Source organism: Lentzea sp. NPDC051208 (assembly GCF_040682435.1).
GTDB lineage: Bacteria > Actinomycetota > Actinomycetes > Mycobacteriales > Pseudonocardiaceae > Lentzea > Lentzea kristufekii.
Window position 1 is genome coordinate 23984 of the sequence record NZ_JBFBAW010000034.1, and the last position, 18942, is coordinate 42925.

At 69.4% G+C, this 18942-nt stretch carries 21 protein-coding genes; 13 read left to right on the forward strand and 8 right to left on the reverse strand.

The window, feature by feature from the left end:
- Positions 1-41 precede the first annotated feature (41 nt).
- Positions 42-635 (forward strand): DUF3558 family protein, encoded by a 594-nt coding sequence (locus tag AB0M48_RS43580; RefSeq protein WP_363854628.1) that lies wholly within the window; start codon positions 42-44, stop codon positions 633-635.
- On the opposite strand, the gene sigJ is transcribed toward AB0M48_RS43580, so the two are convergent.
- The gene (gene sigJ / locus AB0M48_RS43585) at positions 632-1528 is read right to left on the reverse strand and encodes an RNA polymerase sigma factor SigJ (RefSeq protein ID WP_363854631.1); all 897 of its coding nucleotides are present in this window, start codon (positions 1526-1528) and stop codon (positions 632-634) included. The genes AB0M48_RS43580 and sigJ overlap by 4 nt on opposite strands.
- A gap of 21 nt (positions 1529-1549) precedes the next feature.
- Between sigJ and AB0M48_RS43590 the strand changes: the two genes are divergently transcribed.
- The gene (locus tag AB0M48_RS43590) at positions 1550-1942 is read left to right on the forward strand and encodes a hypothetical protein (RefSeq protein WP_363854633.1); all 393 of its coding nucleotides are present in this window, start codon (positions 1550-1552) and stop codon (positions 1940-1942) included.
- On the opposite strand, the gene AB0M48_RS43595 is transcribed toward AB0M48_RS43590, so the two are convergent.
- On the reverse strand, positions 1939-2145 hold the full coding sequence (locus tag AB0M48_RS43595) for a zinc ribbon domain-containing protein (RefSeq protein WP_363854636.1): 207 nt from the start codon (positions 2143-2145) through the stop codon (positions 1939-1941). The two genes, AB0M48_RS43590 and AB0M48_RS43595, sit on opposite strands and share 4 nt — an antisense overlap.
- Positions 2146-2177: 32 nt before the next feature.
- Between AB0M48_RS43595 and AB0M48_RS43600 the strand changes: the two genes are divergently transcribed.
- Entirely contained in the window at positions 2178-2471 is a 294-nt protein-coding gene (locus AB0M48_RS43600) for a hypothetical protein (protein ID WP_319987432.1), read from the forward strand.
- A gap of 3 nt (positions 2472-2474) precedes the next feature.
- Here AB0M48_RS43600 and AB0M48_RS43605 read toward each other — a convergent pair whose 3' ends face one another.
- Both AB0M48_RS43605 and AB0M48_RS43610 read right to left on the reverse strand, forming a co-directional pair.
- Entirely contained in the window at positions 2475-3167 is a 693-nt protein-coding gene (locus AB0M48_RS43605) for an alpha/beta fold hydrolase (protein ID WP_363854639.1), read from the reverse strand.
- Complete coding sequence (locus tag AB0M48_RS43610; protein WP_363854642.1) at positions 3167-3712, reverse strand: GNAT family protein; 546 nt, start codon at positions 3710-3712, stop codon at positions 3167-3169. The genes AB0M48_RS43605 and AB0M48_RS43610 overlap by 1 nt, the downstream gene beginning before the upstream one ends.
- A 24-nt stretch (positions 3713-3736) precedes the next feature.
- On the opposite strand from AB0M48_RS43610, the gene AB0M48_RS43615 reads away from it, so the two are divergent.
- Positions 3737-4264, forward strand: coding sequence for a histidine phosphatase family protein (locus AB0M48_RS43615; protein WP_363854644.1), 528 nt, complete (start codon positions 3737-3739; stop codon positions 4262-4264).
- Between the two features lie 453 nt (positions 4265-4717).
- Here the strand turns inward: AB0M48_RS43615 and AB0M48_RS43620 are convergent, their stop codons facing one another.
- Both AB0M48_RS43620 and ccrA read right to left on the reverse strand, forming a co-directional pair.
- Complete coding sequence (locus AB0M48_RS43620; protein WP_363854647.1) at positions 4718-6097, reverse strand: chromosome segregation protein; 1380 nt, start codon at positions 6095-6097, stop codon at positions 4718-4720.
- 36 nt (positions 6098-6133) lie between these two features.
- Positions 6134-7447 carry a crotonyl-CoA carboxylase/reductase gene (gene ccrA, locus AB0M48_RS43625; RefSeq protein WP_266038074.1) on the reverse strand — a complete coding sequence of 438 codons (1314 nt, stop codon included), beginning with the start codon at positions 7445-7447 and terminating at the stop codon, positions 6134-6136.
- A gap of 165 nt (positions 7448-7612) precedes the next feature.
- On the opposite strand from ccrA, the gene AB0M48_RS43630 reads away from it, so the two are divergent.
- Both AB0M48_RS43630 and AB0M48_RS43635 read left to right on the forward strand, forming a co-directional pair.
- The gene (locus tag AB0M48_RS43630) at positions 7613-7972 is read left to right on the forward strand and encodes an SPW repeat protein (protein ID WP_363854730.1); all 360 of its coding nucleotides are present in this window, start codon (positions 7613-7615) and stop codon (positions 7970-7972) included.
- 48 nt (positions 7973-8020) lie between these two features.
- A complete protein-coding gene (locus tag AB0M48_RS43635) occupies positions 8021-8593 on the forward strand; it encodes a helix-turn-helix domain-containing protein (protein WP_363854652.1) in 573 nt (190 codons plus the stop codon).
- On the opposite strand, the gene mce is transcribed toward AB0M48_RS43635, so the two are convergent.
- On the reverse strand, positions 8562-9002 hold the full coding sequence (mce, locus tag AB0M48_RS43640) for a methylmalonyl-CoA epimerase (protein WP_363854655.1): 441 nt from the start codon (positions 9000-9002) through the stop codon (positions 8562-8564). The two genes, AB0M48_RS43635 and mce, sit on opposite strands and share 32 nt — an antisense overlap.
- 125 nt (positions 9003-9127) lie before the next feature.
- On the opposite strand from mce, the gene AB0M48_RS43645 reads away from it, so the two are divergent.
- The 5 genes from AB0M48_RS43645 to AB0M48_RS43665 all read left to right on the forward strand — a co-directional run bounded on the left by AB0M48_RS43645 (position 9128) and on the right by AB0M48_RS43665 (position 14244).
- Entirely contained in the window at positions 9128-10318 is a 1191-nt protein-coding gene (locus tag AB0M48_RS43645) for an acetyl-CoA C-acetyltransferase (protein WP_363854733.1), read from the forward strand.
- A gap of 10 nt (positions 10319-10328) precedes the next feature.
- Positions 10329-11279, forward strand: a complete 951-nt coding sequence (meaB, locus tag AB0M48_RS43650; protein WP_363854658.1) for a methylmalonyl Co-A mutase-associated GTPase MeaB — start codon at positions 10329-10331, stop codon at positions 11277-11279.
- Entirely contained in the window at positions 11276-11884 is a 609-nt protein-coding gene (locus tag AB0M48_RS43655; RefSeq protein WP_363854660.1) for a hypothetical protein, read from the forward strand. The genes meaB and AB0M48_RS43655 overlap by 4 nt, the downstream gene beginning before the upstream one ends.
- Before the next feature lie 204 nt (positions 11885-12088).
- Positions 12089-13594, forward strand: coding sequence for a GAF domain-containing protein (locus tag AB0M48_RS43660; protein WP_363854663.1), 1506 nt, complete (start codon positions 12089-12091; stop codon positions 13592-13594).
- Entirely contained in the window at positions 13591-14244 is a 654-nt protein-coding gene (locus tag AB0M48_RS43665; RefSeq protein ID WP_363854666.1) for a response regulator transcription factor, read from the forward strand. Before AB0M48_RS43660 ends, AB0M48_RS43665 begins: the two co-directional genes overlap by 4 nt.
- On the opposite strand, the gene AB0M48_RS43670 is transcribed toward AB0M48_RS43665, so the two are convergent.
- Entirely contained in the window at positions 14241-15563 is a 1323-nt protein-coding gene (locus AB0M48_RS43670) for a glycosyltransferase family 2 protein (protein WP_363854669.1), read from the reverse strand. The genes AB0M48_RS43665 and AB0M48_RS43670 overlap by 4 nt on opposite strands.
- Positions 15564-15905: 342 nt before the next feature.
- On the opposite strand from AB0M48_RS43670, the gene wecB reads away from it, so the two are divergent.
- Both wecB and AB0M48_RS43680 read left to right on the forward strand, forming a co-directional pair.
- Entirely contained in the window at positions 15906-17162 is a 1257-nt protein-coding gene (gene wecB, locus AB0M48_RS43675) for a UDP-N-acetylglucosamine 2-epimerase (non-hydrolyzing) (protein WP_363854672.1), read from the forward strand.
- The gene (locus tag AB0M48_RS43680; RefSeq protein ID WP_363854675.1) at positions 17159-18940 is read left to right on the forward strand and encodes a polysaccharide deacetylase family protein; all 1782 of its coding nucleotides are present in this window, start codon (positions 17159-17161) and stop codon (positions 18938-18940) included. Before wecB ends, AB0M48_RS43680 begins: the two co-directional genes overlap by 4 nt.
- The last annotated feature ends 2 nt before the right edge of the window (positions 18941-18942 follow it).

Genomic DNA, 18942 nt, shown 5'->3' on the forward strand with positions numbered 1-18942 from the left:
ACTCACAGGGGCACCATGTCGCGTCTGGCATGGTGGGAGCCATGCGGCGACTGGTGCTCCTGTTGGCTGTCCTCGTGCTCGCGTCCGGATGTGCGCGTGCGATCGTCGAGGGCAGTCCGGTCGCGCAGGCCCCTCTCGACGTGGCCTCTCCGTTCGACAAGGAGGGGTCCGCGGACCCGAGTGCCGAGCCCGGTGAGTCCGAGGACCCGGAGTCCGCGCCGATCGACGGCGAGATCACGCCCCACTGCGCCAAGCTGAAGTGGACGGACCTGCCCTACCCCGGTGCCAAGGCCGAAACGCCGCCCACGCAGATCAACTACGACTCGACGTTCGAGGAGTCGTGCCGCTGGACGACGAAGATCGACGGCGTCGAAGTCGGTGTCTCCCTGCGCTTCCGCGAGGGCACGCCGATCAAGATCGAGCGCACCACCGGCGACTGGGACGTGAAGGGCCACAAGGTCTCGTACCTGGACCGGACGGGCGAGCAGGAGGTCGAACCGTCGTGCGTGCTCGCCCTGCCCTACAGCGGTGGCGGGCTCGGCATCATCGTCATCGACTCGAGCGGCAAGTTCGGCGACGTCTGCGAGCAGGGCCGCAAGGTAGCCGAGGTCATGATCGACCGCGAGACGTCCTAGTCCTGTCCCGCGGTTCGCCAGGGCTTCAGCTTCTCCGGGTTCCGCACCGCCCAGATCCTGGTGATCCGGTCGTTCTCCACCTCGACGGCCGCCACCGTCACCGCGACGCCGTCCCAGGTCGCCACCAGGCCCGGCCTGCCGTTGACCGTCCTGGCGAGGATCGTCAGACCCGGCGCGATCTTCCCGATGCCGATGAGGTAGCGGGCGATCTGCTCGCGGCCTTCCACCGGCTTCAGCACCGTGCCGACCTGTCCGCCGCCGTCGGCGATCATGACGGCGGCCGGGTCCAGCAAGGCGATCAGGGCCTGGATGTCCTGCGCTTCCCAGGCCTGTTTGAAATCCCGCACCACGTCCGCCTGCCGCGCGGCCGGGATCTCGTCGCGCTGCGCTGCGCGAACCCGCCGTCGCGCGGACGTGGCCAGTTGCCGGCACGCCGCAGGGCTCCTGCCGACGATGTGCGCGACCTCCGCGAACGGGAACCGGTAGACGTCGTGCAGCACGAAGCTCACCCGTTCCGCCGGGGTCATCTGCTCCAGCACCACCAGGAACGCCATGGTGACCGACTCGTCGAGGGTGACGCGGTCCGCAGGGTCGGGCCCGCCGCCCCATTCCTCCCGGTCCGGGAGAGGCTCCGGGATCCACTCACCGACGTAGCGCTCCCGCCTGACCCTGGCCGACCCCAGCACGTCCAGGCAGATGCGGCCGGCCACCCTCGTCAGCCACGCTCCCGGGGACTCGATGGTGTCCCGCTGGTCCGGTGACAGCGCGTACCACCGCGCGTAGGTCTCCTGCAGCGCGTCCTCGGCGTCGGCCAGTGACCCCAGCAGGCGGTAGGCGAGGTTCAGCAGTTGCCGCTGTTCGCTCACGATCGCGTGCACACCAGCGTCAGCCAAGGCCCCGCCTCACATTTCCGGATGCTGCGTCGTCGGACTGTCATGGCCACGCACACCACGGCGGAACCCGCCAACCGCAAGCTCCTGCACGCCACCGTCGCGCTGCAGACCGCAGCCGTCTTCCTCCAGTCCGTCACCGCGGGGTTGATGATGACCCTCCCGTACGGGCACGTCCTGCACAGCGCCGGCTCGTACACGTTGTGGGTCGTCGCGGTCGTCCACGTCGTGGTCGCGCTTCTCGCGTGGCGGCCGGGCGGCGGGCCACCTCAGCCCATCGGGTATGCAGCAGGCTTTCTGGCGCTGATCACCGCTCAGGTCTTCAGCGGCCTCTTCCACCTCACGGCGCTGCACGTCCCCCTCGCCGCGGCACTGCTCGCCGCCAGCGTGGTCTACCTCTTCAAGATCCGGCGCTAGCCGCAGCACCCTCCACCGCAACAACCTCCGCCACCACCACCGGGCGCGGCCTGCTGCGTGCCGCCGATACCGGCCATGGACAGCAGCTTCACCGTGTCGGGATGGCCCTCGGGGCAGTTCGCGGGCGCGGACGACTCGCTCATCGGGCGCTGCACGTCGAAGGTGTCGTCGCAGGTTCGGCAACGGAACTCGTAGGTCGGCACGCCCCGATTCTACGAGCGGTTAACGTGTTGTCGTGCCACGCCGCAACAGCCCCAAGCCAGACGACTCCCGTCCCCTCGGCGGGGGTGTGGGCTGGGCGCGCACCGAGTCGGGCCCGGACGGCGACTGGCTGGTCCGCGCCATCTCGGGCGCGCAGGCGCAGAAGACCTACCGCTGTCCCGGCTGCGACCACGAGATCCGCCCCGGCGTCGCACACGTCGTGGCGTGGCCCGCCCGGGAGACGGGCTCGGTGGAGGAACGCCGGCACTGGCACCAGGCGTGCTGGAACTCGCGCGGCCGGCGATGGCCGGCCGCGCGCCGCTGGTAAGCCCTAGATCCCTGTCTGCGCACGCCACCGTTCGAGCCGGAAGCGGAACTCGTCCGGCTGCTCGACGGGCGGCAGGTGGCCCGAGCCCTCGATGCGTTCGCTCGTGGAGTGCATCAGCGTCACGGCGAGCTTCGCGGCCACGTCGGGCGGCGTGAGCTTGTCGTGTTCGCCTACGAGCACCAGGGACGGCACGTTCAGCGACTCCAGCACGTCCGTCGAGTCCGGCCGCTTCGCCATCGCGCGCTGCCACCACGCCACGTCCTCGGCCTGCTGGTCGAGGATCATGGTGCGCACCGACGCCCGCGCCGTGTCCGACGCGTCCGGGCCGAGCAGGTTCGGCAGCATCGCGTCCGCCAGCCACTCGCCGACGCCCTCGCGTTCGACGCGGTCCGCCATCGCGTGGCGGTTCGCGGCCGCTTCCGGCGTGTCCGCGGTGTGCTTGGTGTCGACGAAGACCAGGCCCTTGACGCGGTCCGGCGCACGCCTGAGCAACGCCATCGCCACGTAGCCGCCCATCGAGCAGCCGCCGAGCACGACGCGGTCCAGCTTCCGTTCGTCGAGCACGCCGAGCACCTGTTCGGCGACGGTGTCGAGATCGGGTTCACCGCTGCCGCGCAGCGACGGCGTCAGCGCGCCCGGCACGTCCCACATGCGCGCGTCGAGCGGAAAGGCGTGCAGCAGCACCAGGTCGTCCATCAGCTCTCCCACTCCGGCGCCAGCACCGACCACACCTCGAGGTCCTGACGAACCCCGCGGTGCAGGAAGTACGAGCGCAGCACCCCGTCCCTGCTCATCCCGAGCCGCCGCGCGACCGCGATGCTGGGCGCGTTCGCCGACGACACCAGCCACTCAACCCGATGCACGCCGCGCTCGCGAATCACCCAGTCGATGAGGACCTTCGACGCCCGCGTGACCAGTCCCTTGCCGGTGGCGGCCGGCTCCAGCCAGCACCCGACCTCGGCGCGGCCCTGCGGGACGTCCATCACGCGCAGCAGCACGCCGCCGACCAGCTTGTCGTCCAGCCAGATCCCGAAGATCCGCCCGGTGTCGGCCGCCGCCTTGTCCGCGTAGCTCTGCAGGAGCTCGCGCGTGCTCTCCAGGTCCTTCGCCTTGTCCGCGAACCCGATGTGCCGCCCGATGAACTCCCGGCCGCGCTCCATGTGCGCGAAGAACTCCTCGGCGTGCCACGGTTCCAGCGGCCTGAGCTCGGCGCCCTCTGTGCCCAGCGATTTCACGAACATCCTGTTCCCCCAAGATGGTGTGTTGTGACGACGCGAATCGTATTGGTGCGCCACGCGCAGTCCGTGCCGCCGCCCTTCGGCGTGCCCGACGACGACCAGCGCCCGCTGACGCCCGCAGGTGTGGAGGCGGCGAGGTCGTTGGCCGAGCGCCTCGTCGCCTACGAGCCGGCCGCGGTGCTGTCGAGCCCGCAGTTGCGCGCGGTGCAGACCGTCACGCCTGCCGCCGACGCGCTGGGTCTTGCGGTGACGACGTGGCCGGAGCTGCGGGAGTGGGAGTCGGGACTGCTGCCGAGCGCGGACTGGGAGGCGCGGTACGCCCACAGCTGGGCTCATCCGGGATCCGCGCACGGGGTGGGGGAAAGTCTCGACGCGCTGACCTCGCGGGCAGGGAAAGCGTTGGCGCGCATGGCTGCGGAGTATCCGGACGTGACGGTGCTGGTGGGGTCGCACGGGACGTTTCTGACGCGTGCGCTGATCGCGGCCGGGCACCGTGCGGATTGGGCGTTCTGTCGTGCGCTGCCGATGCCGGCGGTCTACGAAGTTGTGCGCTGACCTGCGCGGACGCGAAATTGTCGGTGCTGGCTGGGATAGTTGAAATCAGGGGTCCCCCTGGGCGGGGGACCCCTGCGTGAGCTTGCGGTGGCCGGGATTCGGCCGGCTGTGCGCGGGTGAGCTTGCGACGGGCAGGGACTCTGGGGTGCCTGCGGCCACGTGAGCTTGGAGGGCAGGGGCCTTCGGCTGCCCGCGTGAGCTTGGCGGGAGCCTTCGACTGCCTGCGGCCACGTGAGGTTGCGAAGGCAGGGGTCTCGGGCTGCCTGCGGCGGCGTGAGCTTGGACGGCAGGAGACTCGGGCTGCCTACCGCGGCGTGAGCTTGCCGCGTCAGGAATTCCTAGCTGCCTGTGCCCGCGTGAGCTTGGGCGGCAGGAGTCTTGGGCTTCCTGCCACCTGCGTGCGCTCGGACGGCAGGAGACTTGGGCTGCCTGCCGTCATGTGAGCTTTTGGGGTCAGGACTTCTTGGCGGTCTGCGGACGCGCGAGCTGTGCCGTGGGGCCGTCGACCTGAGATGCCTGCCCCTGGGGAGCCGGTGCCTTCGGAGCCGGTACCGGCTTGCTCGGCGCGGCGGGCGTGGCCTGCTGAACCGGAGACGGCTGCTTCGCAGGAGCCGGCGCCTGAGCTGGCTTGGCCCGGGCCGGAGCACCCGGACCCTGCGCCGGAGCAGCCTGTGCCTGGCCACCCGACCCCTGGGCCGGAGCACTCGGACCCTGCGCCGGAGCAGCCTGTGCCTGGCCACCCGAACCCTGCGCGGGAGCGGTCTTCGCCTGACCACTCGGAGCCTGGGCCGGAGTGCCCGGCCCCTGCGGCGCGGCGGCGGGTGCCGCCGGCTTCTCCTCGTCCACCGGGTCGAGCAGCGGCACGACCTCCTGCAGCGCCGTCCGCACGTTGTGGAGCTGGTGCGACAGGCGGTTGCGGAGGTTGCGGAGCTGTTCGACGCGCTGCGTGGCGGCGGTGGTGCGGCGGTTGGCTTCCTCGGTGGCCTCGCGCACGCGGCGGTTCGACTCGTCGGTCGCTTCCTGGATGCGCGCGGTGGCCTCGGTGATCGCGTCGTGGCGGCGGCGGTTCGCCTCTTCGGTGGCCTCGCGGACTCGGCGTTCCGCGTCGGCCTTCGAGGTGGTCTGCTCCTGGGCGATCGCGGCGCGGACTCGGGCGGCTTCCTCGGCGGCCTCGCGCATGCGGCGGTCGGCCTCGTTCTTGGAGGCGGCTTCCTGGGCGGCCAGCGTCGCCATCGCCTCGGAGCGGCGGGCGGCCATCGCGATCTCGAAGTCCTCTTCGACGGTCACGCGGCGCTGCTCGGACTCGTCGGCGATCTTGCGGGCGGCGCTCTCGGCCTCGGAGACGATCTTCTCGGCCTCGTTGCGCGCCGTCTCCAGCACGCCCTTGTGCTCGGCCTCCATGGCCGCGCGGCGCTCGTCGAGTTCGGCGATCAGCGTCTCGTAGCGCTGGCGCAGCACACCCGCGTCGGCTTCCGCCTTGGCGCGGATGTGCCCGCCCTCTGCTTCGGCACGGGCCTTGATCTCGTTGGCCTCGTCCTGGGCCAGCCGCAGCATGCGCTGGAGGCGCTCGGAGAGCCCCTCCAGCGTCGTCGGCGGCAGTGACAGGCGCTCTACCTGGTTGCGCATCTCGGAGATCTCCGAGCGTGCGGCTTCCAGCTGGCGCGCCAGGTCGGACGTCTGGGACACGGCGGCATCGCGGTCCGCGGCGAGCAGCCGCAGGTCCGAGTCGAGGCGTTCGAGATGATCCTCGACCTGAGCGCGGTCGTAACCGCGCTTGACGATGTCGAAGCCGGATCCCAGTGGGACGAGGTCACGGTCGTCGGCGAGGCCCATGCCCCTCACGCTACCCGTTCGGGTAACCCCGGAAGGTCATACACCCCGGAATCGATTGATAGCTGTGAGGTGCTTCGCGCGCAGTTCGTGATCCAGCACACCAAGACCTTCTTCCGGCGCAAGGCAGAGCACGCCGACCTTGCCCTGGTGCACGTTGCGGTGCACGTCGTGCGCGGCCTGGCCCGTTTCGTCCATTGAGTACACCTTGGACACCGTCGGGTGGATCTTTCCCTTTGCGATCAACCGGTTCGCCTCCCACGCCTCGCGGTAGTTCGCGAAGTGCGAGGAGATGATGCTCTTCAGGTTCATCCACAGGTAGCGGTTGTCGTACTGGTGCATGTACCCGGAGGTCGAGGCGCACGTCACGATCTTGCCGCCCTTGCGCGCCACGAACACCGACGCGCCGAACGTCTCGCGGCCGGGGTGCTCGAACACGATGTCCGGGTCCTCGCCGCCCGTCAGCTCACGGATGCGCGCGCCGAACCGCTTCCACTCGCGCGGGTCCTGCTCGTGCTCGTTCTTCCAGAACTTGTAGCCCTCGGCGGAACGATCGATGATCAGTTCGGCACCCATGGAGCGGACGATCTCCGCCTTCTCCGGCGAGGAGACGACGCAGATGGGCGTGGCGCCACCGTTCAGCGCGAACTGCGTGGCGTACGAACCGAGGCCGCCCGAGGCGCCCCAGATCAGCACGGTGTCGCCCTGCTTCATGTTCGCGCCGTTGGTCGACACGAGCTGCCGGTACGCGGTGGAGTTCACCAGGCCCGGCGACGCGGCCTCTTCCCACGTGAGGTGCTTCGGCATCGGCATCAGCTGGTTCGACTTCACCAGCGCGAGGTCCGCGAGACCACCGAAGTTCGTCTCGAAGCCCCAGATCCGCTGCTGCGGGTCGAGCATCGTGTCGTTGTGGCCGTCCGGCGCCTCCAGCGGCACGTCCAGGCAGTGCGCCACGACGCGGTCGCCCGGCTTCCACGCGGTGACGCCGGGACCGGTGCGCACGACGACGCCGGCCAGGTCCGACCCCACGACGTGGTACGGCAGGTTGTGACGGCCGCCCAGCTTCTTGAGGAAGCCGAACGTGGACACCGGCTCGAAGATCGAGGTCCACACGGTGTTGTAGTTGATCGCGGACGCCATGACGGCGACCAGCGCCTCACCCGGACCGAGCTCCGGCGTGGCGACCTCGTCGACGTGCAGCGACTTGCGCGGGTCTTTGTCCCGCGTCTCGAGGCCCGAGAACATGTCGGCCTCGTCCGCGTGCACTGTCACGCCCCGATAGCTCTCCGGAACGTCCAAGGAGCCGATCGCGTCCAGCTCGTCGGCCAGGATCGCGTCAAGGATCTTCTGCACGGCGGCATTCCTTCCCGAGTGAGGGATAGTCGCAGGTTGCCGGAGGTTACTCAGCAGTAACCGATTCAGATGCACGCCTGTGAGGGATTCCACTCAGAAGTGTTGACCGGGCGGCCAACCAAAGAGGAGCATCGACGGTGATCGGAGAAGGAGGAGGTGGTGGAGATGACCAAGGCGTGGACCAGGTGGCAGGACTGGGCCGAGGTGGCGATCGGCGTTCTGGTGCTGCTGTCTCCGCTCGTCGTGGACACCTCGAACGCGGCCATGTGGACGATGATCGTGCTCGGCGCGCTCATCGCGATCGACGGACTCGTCGACCTCGCCAGGCCCGCGATGATCTACGGGGAGTACGTGCAGATGGTGCTCGGAGCACTGCTGTTCATCTCTCCGTGGGTGATGGGCTACACCGGCCTGATGGCGGCCTCGTGGGTCTCCTGGGTCGGTGGCGTGCTCACCGTGGCCGCGGGGGCGCTGGCGATGCCCTCCGCGAACGCCGCGCACTCGGCCGCGGCCCAGCCGCACTGATCAGCCGGAAAACCTGTGGGCCCAGGAGGTTCTTGGGCCCACACACCCATGGAGGAACGCGTGGAGGACTCGGCCAAGGAACGCATCCTGGCCGCGGCTGAGGAGCTGTTCGCCGACGGAGGCTTCGACGCCACCCCGACCTCGCGGATCGCTGAACGCGCCGGCGTGCCCAAGGGCCTGGTGCACTACTACTTCAACCGCAAGAAGGACCTGCTCGCCGCGCTGGTCGCGCGGTTGCCGGACAGCACGGTCGACCACCGCAGGGTCGTCGTCGCGGGAGACGTCGCGGAGTCGCTCAGAAGGCTCGTGGCCGCGCTCGACGCGCGCCTGAACGCCTCGCCGCTGCTGTCACACCTGTTGTGGCGTGAAGCGGATACGCATTCAGCCGTGCGCGACGCGATGCGGGAGCGCTACGACAACGTTGCGGCGCAGATCAAGCAGGTCATCCTGGCCGCGGGCGGCGCCGCCGTCGCGATCAAGGACGTCGAGGCCGCCGCGGCGCTCCTCGCGCTGGCCGTCAGCTACCGGCATTCGGTGGCGAGGCACAGCGACGAGGAGGACCCGATCGACCGCGAACTGGCTTTCGTCGCTAGTGCTTTGCAGGCTCGACCAGCTCGATGAGCACGCCGCCCGCGTCCTTCGGGTGCACGAAGTTGACCCGGCTGTCGGACGTGCCGCGCTTGGCCGCGTCGTAGAGCAGGCGCAGGCCCTTCGCCCGCAGCGCGTCGGCCGCGACGTCCACATCGGACACCCGGTAGGCGAGCTGCTGCAGGCCGGGGCCGGAGCGGCCGATGAACTTCGCGATCGTCGAGTCCTCGTTCAACGGCGCCAGCAGCTGGATCGCGGTGCCCGCGTGGTCGCCGGGCGCGTGCAGCATCGCCTCGCGCACGCCCTGCTCCTCGTTCACCTCTTCGTGAGCGACTTCCAGGCCGAAGTTGTCGCGGTAGAACGCGATGGCGGCGTCGAGGTCGGGCACGGCGATGCCCACGTGGTCGATCGCGGTCACGAATCGAGCGAGGTCTGCGTTCATAGCGGGCAAGGGTATCTACCTGATCGGTGCAGGTGCTCCTGTGCGGGGTCTCACACGATTACTGAGCAGTAGCCCCAGGTATGGTGCCTAGTTAACGACCGTTCGCTCTTCCAATGGAGGCAGTTGTGTCCGGTTCCGTGATCGTCGCCGGGGCGCGTACCCCGATGGGCCGACTGCTGGGGTCGCTCAAGGACTTCTCGGGTGCCCAGCTGGGTGGCGTCGCGATCAAGGCGGCACTGGAACGCGCCGGCGTGGCCCCCGAGCAGGTGCAGTACGTGATCATGGGTCAGGTGCTCACCGCCGGAGCGGGCCAGATTCCCGCCCGCCAGGCCGCGGTCGCCGCGGGCATCCCGATGAGCGTGCCCGCGCTGACCATCAACAAGGTGTGCCTGTCCGGCATCGACGCGATCGCGCTGGCCGACCAGCTGATCCGCGCCGGCGAGTTCGACGTCGTCGTGGCCGGCGGCCAGGAGTCGATGACCCAGGCGCCGCACCTGCTGCCGAAGTCGCGCGGCGGGTTCAAGTACGGCGACGTGACGATGGTCGACCACATGGCGCACGACGGCCTGTTCTGCGCGTTCGACCAGGTCGCGATGGGCGTCTCGACCGAGAAGTACAACGGCCGCTACGGCGTCACCCGCGAGGAGCAGGACGCGTTCTCCGCGCGGTCGCACCAGCTCGCCGCCAAGGCCGCGGAGAACGGCGTGTTCGAGGCCGAGATCGCGCCGGTCGCGATCCCGCAGCGCAAGGGCGACCCGATCCTGTTCAGCACGGACGAGGGCGTCCGCGCGGACACGACCGCCGACTCGCTCGGCAAGCTGCGCCCGGCGTTCGCCGCGGACGGCACCATCACCGCGGGCTCGGCGTCGCAGATCTCCGACGGCGCGGCCGCCGTGGTCGTGATGAGCAAGGCCAAGGCCGAGGAACTGGGTCTGGAGTGGATCGCGGAGATCGGCGCCCACGGCGTCGTCGCGGGTCCCGACGCCTCGCTGCACGAGCAGCCGTCCAACGCCATCAAGGCCGCGTGCGCCAAGGAGGGCATCGACCCCGCCGACCTCGACCTGATCGAGATCAACGAGGCGTTCGCGGCGGTCGGCATCGTCTCGTCCCGTGAGCTCGGAATCTCCGAGGACAAGGTCAACGTCAACGGCGGCGCCATCGCGCTGGGCCACCCGATCGGCATGTCCGGTGCCCGCATCGCCCTGCACCTCGCGCTCGAGCTGCAGCGCCGAGGCGGCGGCGTGGGTGCCGCGGCGCTGTGCGGTGGTGGTGGTCAGGGCGACGCTCTGATCATCCGCGTGCCCGCCAAGGCCTAGTGTCCCGGCTGTGGCCACAGCTGTTGACGTAGCAGGACTGGTCGACCGCGCGCGTGACGGCGAACCGCGCGCGGTCGCCAGGTTGATCTCGCTGGTGGAACAGGCGAGCTCGGCCCTTCCGGAGGTGGCCGCGGCGCTCGCCCCGCACACCGGCAACGCCCAGGTCATCGGCCTGACCGGCGCTCCCGGCGTCGGCAAGTCGACCTCGACCAACGCCCTCGTGCGCGCCTTCCGCGCCGAGGGCAAGCGTGTCGCCGTGATCGCCGTCGACCCGTCCAGCCCGTTCTCCGGCGGTGCCCTGCTGGGCGACCGCGTGCGCATGGGCGACCACGCCACCGATCCCGGCGTCTTCATCCGCTCGATGGCCACCCGAGGCCACCTCGGCGGCCTCTCCTGGGCCACCCCGCAGGCGTTGCGCGTGCTCGACGCCGCCGGTTTCGACGTGATCCTCGTGGAGACGGTCGGCGTCGGTCAGTCCGAGGTGGAGATCGTCGCCCTCGCCGACACGACCATCGTCCTGCTGGCACCGGGCATGGGCGACGGCATCCAGGCCGCGAAGGCCGGCATCCTGGAGATCGCCGACGTCTTCGTGGTCAACAAGGCCGACCGCGACGGTGCTGACCAGACCGCGCGCGACCTCAAGTACATGATCTCCCTGGGCCGCCGCGACCGCTCCGGCCCGGTCTGGCGCCCGCCCGTGGTCAAGACGGTGGCCGCCCGCATGGAGGGCCTCGACCGCGTGGTCGAGGCGATCGCCGGGCACCAGTCGTGGATGGCCTCGCACGGCGAACTCCTGGAACGCCGCCTCCGCAGGGCAGGCGCCGAGATCGAGGCGATCGCCGTCGACCGCGTCCGCACCCGCTTCGGCCCGGTGGACCAGCTGGCGAAGCGCGTGGTCTCCGGCGAACTCGACCCGTTCGCCGCGGCGGACCTGTTGATCAGCGGTAACCTGCGGCCATGACCGCTTGGGGAGCACCTCCACCTGTCATCGTCGACCTCGGCAAGAGCGACACCCGCAAGGTGCTGATCGGCGGCTCGGTCGCCGGAATCCTGGGCATCCTCGCCCTGGTGGGTGCCGTCACCGCCTTCATGGACGGCGAACCGGTGGGCGGCAGCATCGCGGCCGTCATCGGCGTCGCGTTCACCGGCATCGGCGTCATGGCCGTCGTCAAGTGGAAGACCATCTCCCGCCCCCGCAAGCTCGTCATCGAGCAGCAGGGCATCCGCCTGGACGACCCGCAGGGCATGCCGTGGGCGGTGGCGTGGCAGGAGCTGGGCGCGATCTCGATCTCCCGCACGCAGGAACGCGCAGTTCAGCTGGCAGACGCCCTGGTGCCCCGAACGCTGGTGCGCGTCGACCTGCACCCGCGCGACCCGCGGCAGTTCCGGCCCGCGCACCCGACGATGGAGCCCCTGTGGGAGTTCCACCGGGTGCAGAACGGGTACCGGCTGCCGCTCGGGGACTCGGCCGGGTTCATCGGGCCGATCGACCACGGGCTGCGGGCGTTCGCTCCGCAGATCTACCGCGGAGTGATCGACGAGGGCTTCACCGTCGGCCTGCACTGAGCGACCCCTGCGGCTGGCGCCGGCTCTGTGTTGCCCCCAGAACGCCCCGCAAGGTGACCGCCTGTACCAAACAAGACGTCTCTCTACGCTCAGTAGCCCCAAAGTTCACTGTTTGCAGTGATGGTCTCCCCCTTGACTACGCTGGGGAGTTACCCTCGGTCGTTCATGCGGTGGTCACTTCTATCCCCCCAAAGGGGTGAAGCCGTGGGCGTCAAGGTGAGCACGGAACAGCGGGTGCTGGACGTCGTGCTGTCGTTCGCCGAGGACGACACCCTGCCTGAGCTGCTTCGCCACGTGGTCGAGTCCGCCTGCGAGCTGATCGAGGCCCCTTACGGCGCGCTGGCGGTGATCAACGGCCACAAGGAGCTCACCGAGTTCGGCGCCCACCACGACGGCCAGGTCCAGATCACGTCCGGTGATCCGCGCTCGATCGGCGTAGCGGACTTCCTGGGTGCGCCGATCAAGGTCCACGACGAGACGTTCGGCAACCTCTTCCTCTCGGGCAAGCCGGAGTTCACCGCCCAGGACCGCGACATCCTCGCCGCGTTGTCCACGGCGGCGGGCAGCGCCGTCGGCCACCTGGACCGCTACGAACAGGCGCGCAAGCGTGAGGTGTGGCTCAGGGCCGCCGCCGAGGTGACCACCGACATGCTGATGGGCACGGACGGCCGTGAGGCGCTCTACCTCGTGGCGAAGACCGCGCGTAAGACGGCGAACGCCGACTTCGCGGCAGTGGTGCTGCCCGATCAGAACGGTGAGCTCGTCATCGAGGTGACCGACGGCGGCGCGTACGACGCCGAGGGCATGCGGGTGCCGAAGGAGGGCACCGCCACCTACCGGGTCTACGAGTCGGGCCACGGCGAGTGCCACGACGAGGGCAGGCTGGCCGCGGTGCCGGGGGCGTCCGCGTTCGTGCCGCTCACGGTGGGGGAACGGACGATCGGCGTCCTCATCGTCGCGAGGCCGCCGGGCGAGCCCAGCTTCGACGACCCCGACCTGATCGAGGCCTTCGCCGCTCAGGCCGCGCTGGTGCTGGAGTTCACGCGGGCGAGAGGCGACACCGAGCGGCTCGCGGTGCTCGAGGACCGCGACCGCATCGCGCGGGATCTGCACGACCTGGTCATCCAGCGGCTGTTCGGGCTCGGGCTCGGGCTGCAGGGGCTGACCGGCATGAACGACAAACCCCAGCTCGTCGAGCGGATCAGCGGGTTCGTGGAGGAGGTCGACCACACGATCCGCGAGATCCGCCGCACCATATTTTCCCTGCAGGAACCGCCGTCCGGGGGCACGAGCCTGCGCGGCCAGTTGCTCAACGCGGTGCACGAGTCCGCGAGCCTTCTCGGCTTCGAGCCGGACGTGTCGCTCGAGGGGCCGCTGGACAGCGTCGTGCCGGACCAGGTTCGGCCCGATCTGCTCGCCACTCTTCGGGAGGCGCTAACGAATGTAGTGCGCCACGCGAGAGCAAAGCATGTCGCTGTTGCCGTGAGCGTGGATCGCACCGTGACGAGTCTTGAGCTCATGGTCAAGGACGACGGCCAGGGCTTGCCGTTGGCTGACGATTCCGGCGGTGTGCCTCACCACGCCGGCGGACTGGCGAACATGGCGGCTCGGGCGCGACGTCACCACGGCGCCTGCGCGGTCGACTCGATCCCCGGTGCGGGAGTGAGCATCACCTGGTTCGTTCCACTGGTGCTGCAGGAGGCGAGATGACGATAGCGGTACTGCTCGTGGACGACCACGAGATCGTGCGGCGCGGGCTCGTGCAGTTGCTGGCGCAGGCGGAGGACGTCAACGTCGTCGGCCAGGCGGACAGCGCCACGGCCGCGGTCGCGCAGGCGACCCGGCTCAGACCGGATGTCGCGATCATCGACGTGCGGTTGCCCGACGGTGACGGCGTCACGGTGTGCCGGGAGATCAGGAGCCTGGTGCAGCCGCCGCCCGCGTGCCTGATGCTCACGTCCTATTCGGACGACGAGGCGCTGTTCGGCGCGATCATGGCCGGTGCGTCCGGCTACATGCTGAAAGAGGTGTCCGGCAACGATCTCGTGGCCGCCGTCCGCACCCTCGCCGCGGGCGGATCGCTCCTGCACGCCGGCGTCACGGCCACCGTCCTGCAACGACTCCGCGGCGGGCCCGAGGAGGATCCGCGCTATGCCGCGCTGAGTCCCCAAGAACGCCGCATCCTCGACCTCATCGCCGAGGGCATGACGAACCGGCAGATCGCGAACCGGCTGTTCCTCGCCGAGAAGACCGTCAAGAACTACGTGTCGTCACTGCTGCACAAGCTCGGCTTCGACCGCCGCACCGAGGCGGGCGTCTACGCGGCCAGGCGCAGACGCGCGCACCCCGGCACTTTCTAAGCGATCTTCGGCAGCGGGTTCATCGCCACCGCGGGATTTTCCTTCTCCGCCAGGCGTTCCGTCTTCGCCCACGTGTTGCGCCCGGCGAAGTGCCGGTACAGCGCGCGCAACGTCGACACCGCGCCCAGGATCAGGAACAGCGGATAGGCCAGGCTGACGAGCAGGCATCTCCACAACGGTTCGTCGCCGTGCCTGAGCCGGTGCACCAGGCCCCAGATCAGACCGGGCAGCAGCAGGGCCACCAGCCAGATCCCCAGCGCCAGCAGGGTGTTCGAGCCGCTCGCGGTGTACCCGGCGATCTCCAGCCCGGTGGACTGCGCGTAGAAGTTGACGCCCACCAACGCCGTGACGAGCAACGTCATCGGCGCGACCAGCCACGGTGTCAGCAAGTACTGCAGGAACTCCATCAGCGCGACGGAACCCACGTGCTTGGCCCTGATCAGCTTCGGCACGTACCCGAGGCATTGCAGGTTGCCCTGCCCCCACCGGGTGCGCTGCCGCAGCAGCCGTTGCACGTCGACCAGGCCCTGCTGGGTGATCGTCGCGTGCGTGGCGTACCGGATGCGCTGACCGGTCAGGTGCACGCGCAGACCCAGTTCCAGATCCTCCACCAGACACGCCGACCACGGCGCCTCGCCCAGGTCCATCAACGTCCTGAGGCGCACGAACTGGCCGTTGCCGCCGAGCCCGACCGTGCCGACGGCGTCGCGCAACGACTGCGAGGCGTCCACGACGCAGCTGAACTCCAGGTCCTGCAGGAACGCCAAGAGGTTGGTGCGGTTGTGGATCCGGACCCGGCACTGCACGGCGCCGACGGCGCGTTGCGCGAAGTACGCGGAGATCTCGGACAGCATGCCGGGTTCACCACGGCCGTCGCCGTCGATCACGCCGACGATCGTGCGGTGGACCGTGCCGGCCTCCTCCGCGATGGCGCGGATGTAGCCGAAGGCGTGGTTCAGCGCTTCGCCCTTGCCCTTCCGGGCTTCCGGCAGGGTGCGTCTGAGCACGTGCAGCCGGTGGTCGTCGATCTCGGCGAGCACCTGCGGGGTGCCGTCGTCCGAGCCGTCGTCGACGACGACGACCTGAACCGGTGTGCGCGCTCCGTCCAAAGCGAGTGCGGCACGCACGGTGTTTGCTACGACACGTTCCTCGTTCAACGCCGGAATGATGATCCAGTACTGCAACGGATGCCGCGACGGAACTTCCGGTCCGCCTGGTTTCGGGCGCCACCAGACAAAGAGTGCGAGCACCAGGTTGTAGCAGGGCCAAAAGACCAGCAGGACGAGCATGAACGTCGCGAATTGTGTCGTGTCCGTCATGACACAAACCTGTCTACAAAATCGGTTGCAGGAACAACAACAGCGAACCGGGTGTGAAGTTGATTCATTCTGGCTCCTGGTAACGAAGCGCTGGGCCGGTGCGAGATACCAGACTGCAGGGCCAGGAGCAGCTGTTAGAGGCGAAGACCAAGGCTAGCTGAGTAGAGCGTCAACCGGCCATATCGGGGATGAATAGACCTTCGTTACACGGTTCGGGAAGTCGATCACCGATATGGCGGTACCCTCCGCGAGACGGGTACCAATTGATTGTCAGCGGTGCTCGACCACCGCGATGATGGCGCACGTTCGCCGCGCGTGCCTGGACGTACAAAGAGGTAGAAGATGGGACTAAGTGCCCTGGTGCCCGGCCCTCGGCAGTTCTACCGGGGCGAGGTTCCCGAGGTTTTCCTGGTCGCGGGAACGCGCCCGGAAGCAGTGAAGATGGCACCCGTGGCCGCCGCTATGTTCGCGTGCGGTCGCCTCCGGCCCGTGCTCGTGAATACCGGGCAGCACCCGGAGATGGTCGACCAGGCGCTGGAGTCGTTCGGCTTCACGGCCGACGTCAGACTCAAGCTGAACCGCGTCACGGGCGGCCAGGCCGAGCTGACCGGCCAGCTGATCGAGGAACTCGACCGGCTCTTCACCGAACGCGCGCCGGGCGCGGTGCTCGTGCAGGGCGACACGACGACGACGCTGGCGGGCGCACTCGCCGCGTTCTGGCAGCAGATTCCCGTCGTGCACCTGGAAGCCGGGCTGCGCTCGCACGACCTCACCTCGCCGTTCCCCGAGGAGGGGAACCGCAAGATGGTCGGGCAGCTCGCGTCACTGCACCTCACGCCGACCGCGGACTCGGCCGCGCACCTCGCCGCGGAGTCGTTGCAGGGCAACAACGTCCTGACCATCGGCAACACCGTGGTGGACGCCGTGCTCGACGTCGCGGCCCGCCGCGCGCCCTACGGCGACGGCAGGTTGCAGGAGATCGAGAACCGGGTCCACGCCGGACAGTCGCGGCTCGTGCTGGTCACCGCGCACCGCCGCGAGTCGTGGGGCGAGCCGCTCGACCACGTGCTGCACGCCGTCGCGGACATCGTGCGGGAACGGCCCGACGTCGAGGTCGTGCTCCCCGCGCACCCGAATCCCGACGTGCGTCGGCAGGTGGTGGACGTGCTGGGCGGCGTCGCCCGCGTCACGATCACCGACCCGCTGCCGTACGCACAGATGGCCCGGCTGCTCGCGCAGTGCACGCTGGTGCTGTCCGACTCGGGCGGCATCCAGGAGGAGGCGCCGTCGTTCGGCGTCCCGGCGCTGGTGCTGCGCGACGTGACCGAACGCATGGAGGCGGTCAACTCGGGCTGTGCCGTGCTCGTCGGCACCGACCGCGAGCGCATCACGGCGCTCACCCTCCACCTGCTCGACAGCCCTTCCGCACGCGAGGCGATGACCGCCGACGGCAACCCGTTCGGCGACGGTCTCGCGTCCGTGCGCACCGAACAGGCCCTGGCCTGGCTGCTGGGCCTGCAACAGCAGCGACCCGCCGAGTTCGCTCCTTACGCGGGCAGCGCGACCGTGCGCATGTCCGGAGAGGTTGATGTCGCATGAGAAGCCGACTGCTCAAGGTCGCTGCCGGGGTTGCGCTCGCGGTCGCGATGATTCCCGCGCCCGCCGCCCAGGCCGCGCCCACGCTCAACCTGGACGCCGTCGGCGAGCTCGCGGAGAACGTGCTGCCCGCGCCGCCGCTGACGACGACGAAGCCGTCCGCGACCAGCTCGCGCATCACCAAGCGCACCACGCAGCCCGGCATCATCTCGACCGCTCTGGGGACGCTCGGACTGGCCTCCACGCAGGCCGCCGCGGCCGGGACGAACGGCGGCGGCGCGCCCGGTGCGAAGGCGTCGCAGAAGACGTTGATCCTGTACGACAGCACGGGTCCCTGGGCGTGGCTGGGTGAGGCCTACGCGGTGCAGGCGGGCAACCTCGCGTCGCACGGCAGCGCGTACGTCATGCATCCCGTCGGCTCGTACACCGCCGGCGAGATGTCCGGCTACACCGGCGTGATCTACGTCGGCTCGACCTACGACGAGCCGATCCCGGTGGCGTTCCTCGACGACGTGCTCGCGGGCAGCAAGCCGGTGCTGTGGATGGCGCACAACATCTGGCAGCTCACCGCCCGTGCGCCGAGCTTCCAGGCCACGTACGGCTGGAACTGGGTGCAGTACGACACCGGTGCCGCGACCACCGTCCGGTACGAGAACACCGACCTCGGCCGCAACCCGCTCGCGACCCCGTCCGGTCTGATGATCACCTCGATCACCGACCCGGCGATCGCGTCGGCACCGGCCGTCGCGACCGGTTCGGCCGTGGGCCCGATCAACTGGGCGACCAAGGCCAAGAACCTGACCTACATCGGCGAGGTCCCGTTCAGCTACGTCGACCACGGCGACCGCTACCTGGCCGCGGCGGACCTGATCAGCAAGGTCTCGAACCCGGCGATGGCCGACCGCAAGCGGGCGCTGGTGCGCATCGAGGACGTCGGCCCCGACGCCGACCCGAACGAGCTGCGCGCGGTCGCCGACTACCTGAAGTCGCAGAACGTCCCGTTCACCATCGCGGTCTACCCGCGCTTCGAGAACCCGCTGGGCGCCGACAACAACGGCGTGCCGGAGGCGGCGAACCTGGCGCAGAAGCCGCAGGTCATCAAGGCACTGCAGTACATGACGCAGCGCGGCGGCACGATCCTGATGCACGGCTACACGCACCAGTTCGGCAAGGTGATCAACCCGTACGACGGCCGCAGTGGCAACGACTTCGAGTTCTACCTGGCCCACGTCAACGAGAACGACAGCGTGATCTACGACGGCCCGGTCCCCGGTGACTCGGCGGCGTGGATGCAGGGCCGCATCAACTCGGCGACGACCGCGCTCGCGCAGGCCGGTTTCCCGAAGCCCGCCATCTTCGAGCCGCCGCACTACGCCGCGTCAGCCGTGGACTACCAGGTCATCCAGCAGAACTTCGGCAAGCGCTACGACCGCGGCCTGTACTTCGCCGGGTACTGCCCCGGTGGCGCGTGCGGCACCGGCACGCCGCAGTACGACAAGATCTACGGCCAGTACTTCCCGTACCTGGTCCGCGACGTCTACGGCTCGATCGTGGCGCCGGAGGCGGTGGGCAACGTCGAGCCCGAGCCGTTCAACAACCACCCGGCCCGCCTGCCGTCCGACCTGGTCAAGACGGCGAACCAGCTCAAGGTGGTCGATGATGGTGTCGCGAGCTTCTTCTACCACCCGTACCTCGGTACCGGGTACCTGCAGCAGACCGTCTCGGGGCTGAAGAACGCGGGCTACCAGTTCGTGTCCGTCGGCACCGTGATGGCGGGGTGACA

What these genes read in the sequence shown, in the direction of transcription:
- AB0M48_RS43580 (WP_363854628.1), top strand. Translation starts at nt 42, where the DNA reads ATGCGGCGACTGGTGCTCCTGTTGGCTGTCCTCGTGCTCGCGTCCGGA.
- AB0M48_RS43590 (WP_363854633.1), top strand. Translation starts at nt 1,550, where the DNA reads ATGCTGCGTCGTCGGACTGTCATGGCCACGCACACCACGGCGGAACCC.
- AB0M48_RS43605 (WP_363854639.1), bottom strand. Translation starts at nt 3,167, where the DNA reads ATGGACGACCTGGTGCTGCTGCACGCCTTTCCGCTCGACGCGCGCATG.
- AB0M48_RS43610 (WP_363854642.1), bottom strand. Translation starts at nt 3,712, where the DNA reads ATGTTCGTGAAATCGCTGGGCACAGAGGGCGCCGAGCTCAGGCCGCTG.
- AB0M48_RS43620 (WP_363854647.1), bottom strand. Translation starts at nt 6,097, where the DNA reads ATGGGCCTCGCCGACGACCGTGACCTCGTCCCACTGGGATCCGGCTTC.
- AB0M48_RS43630 (WP_363854730.1), top strand. Translation starts at nt 7,613, where the DNA reads ATGACCAAGGCGTGGACCAGGTGGCAGGACTGGGCCGAGGTGGCGATC.
- AB0M48_RS43635 (WP_363854652.1), top strand. Translation starts at nt 8,021, where the DNA reads ATGGAGGAACGCGTGGAGGACTCGGCCAAGGAACGCATCCTGGCCGCG.
- mce (WP_363854655.1), bottom strand. Translation starts at nt 9,002, where the DNA reads ATGAACGCAGACCTCGCTCGATTCGTGACCGCGATCGACCACGTGGGC.
- AB0M48_RS43655 (WP_363854660.1), top strand. Translation starts at nt 11,276, where the DNA reads ATGACCGCTTGGGGAGCACCTCCACCTGTCATCGTCGACCTCGGCAAG.
- AB0M48_RS43665 (WP_363854666.1), top strand. Translation starts at nt 13,591, where the DNA reads ATGACGATAGCGGTACTGCTCGTGGACGACCACGAGATCGTGCGGCGC.
- AB0M48_RS43670 (WP_363854669.1), bottom strand. Translation starts at nt 15,563, where the DNA reads ATGACGGACACGACACAATTCGCGACGTTCATGCTCGTCCTGCTGGTC.
- wecB (WP_363854672.1), top strand. Translation starts at nt 15,906, where the DNA reads ATGGGACTAAGTGCCCTGGTGCCCGGCCCTCGGCAGTTCTACCGGGGC.
- AB0M48_RS43680 (WP_363854675.1), top strand. Translation starts at nt 17,159, where the DNA reads ATGAGAAGCCGACTGCTCAAGGTCGCTGCCGGGGTTGCGCTCGCGGTC.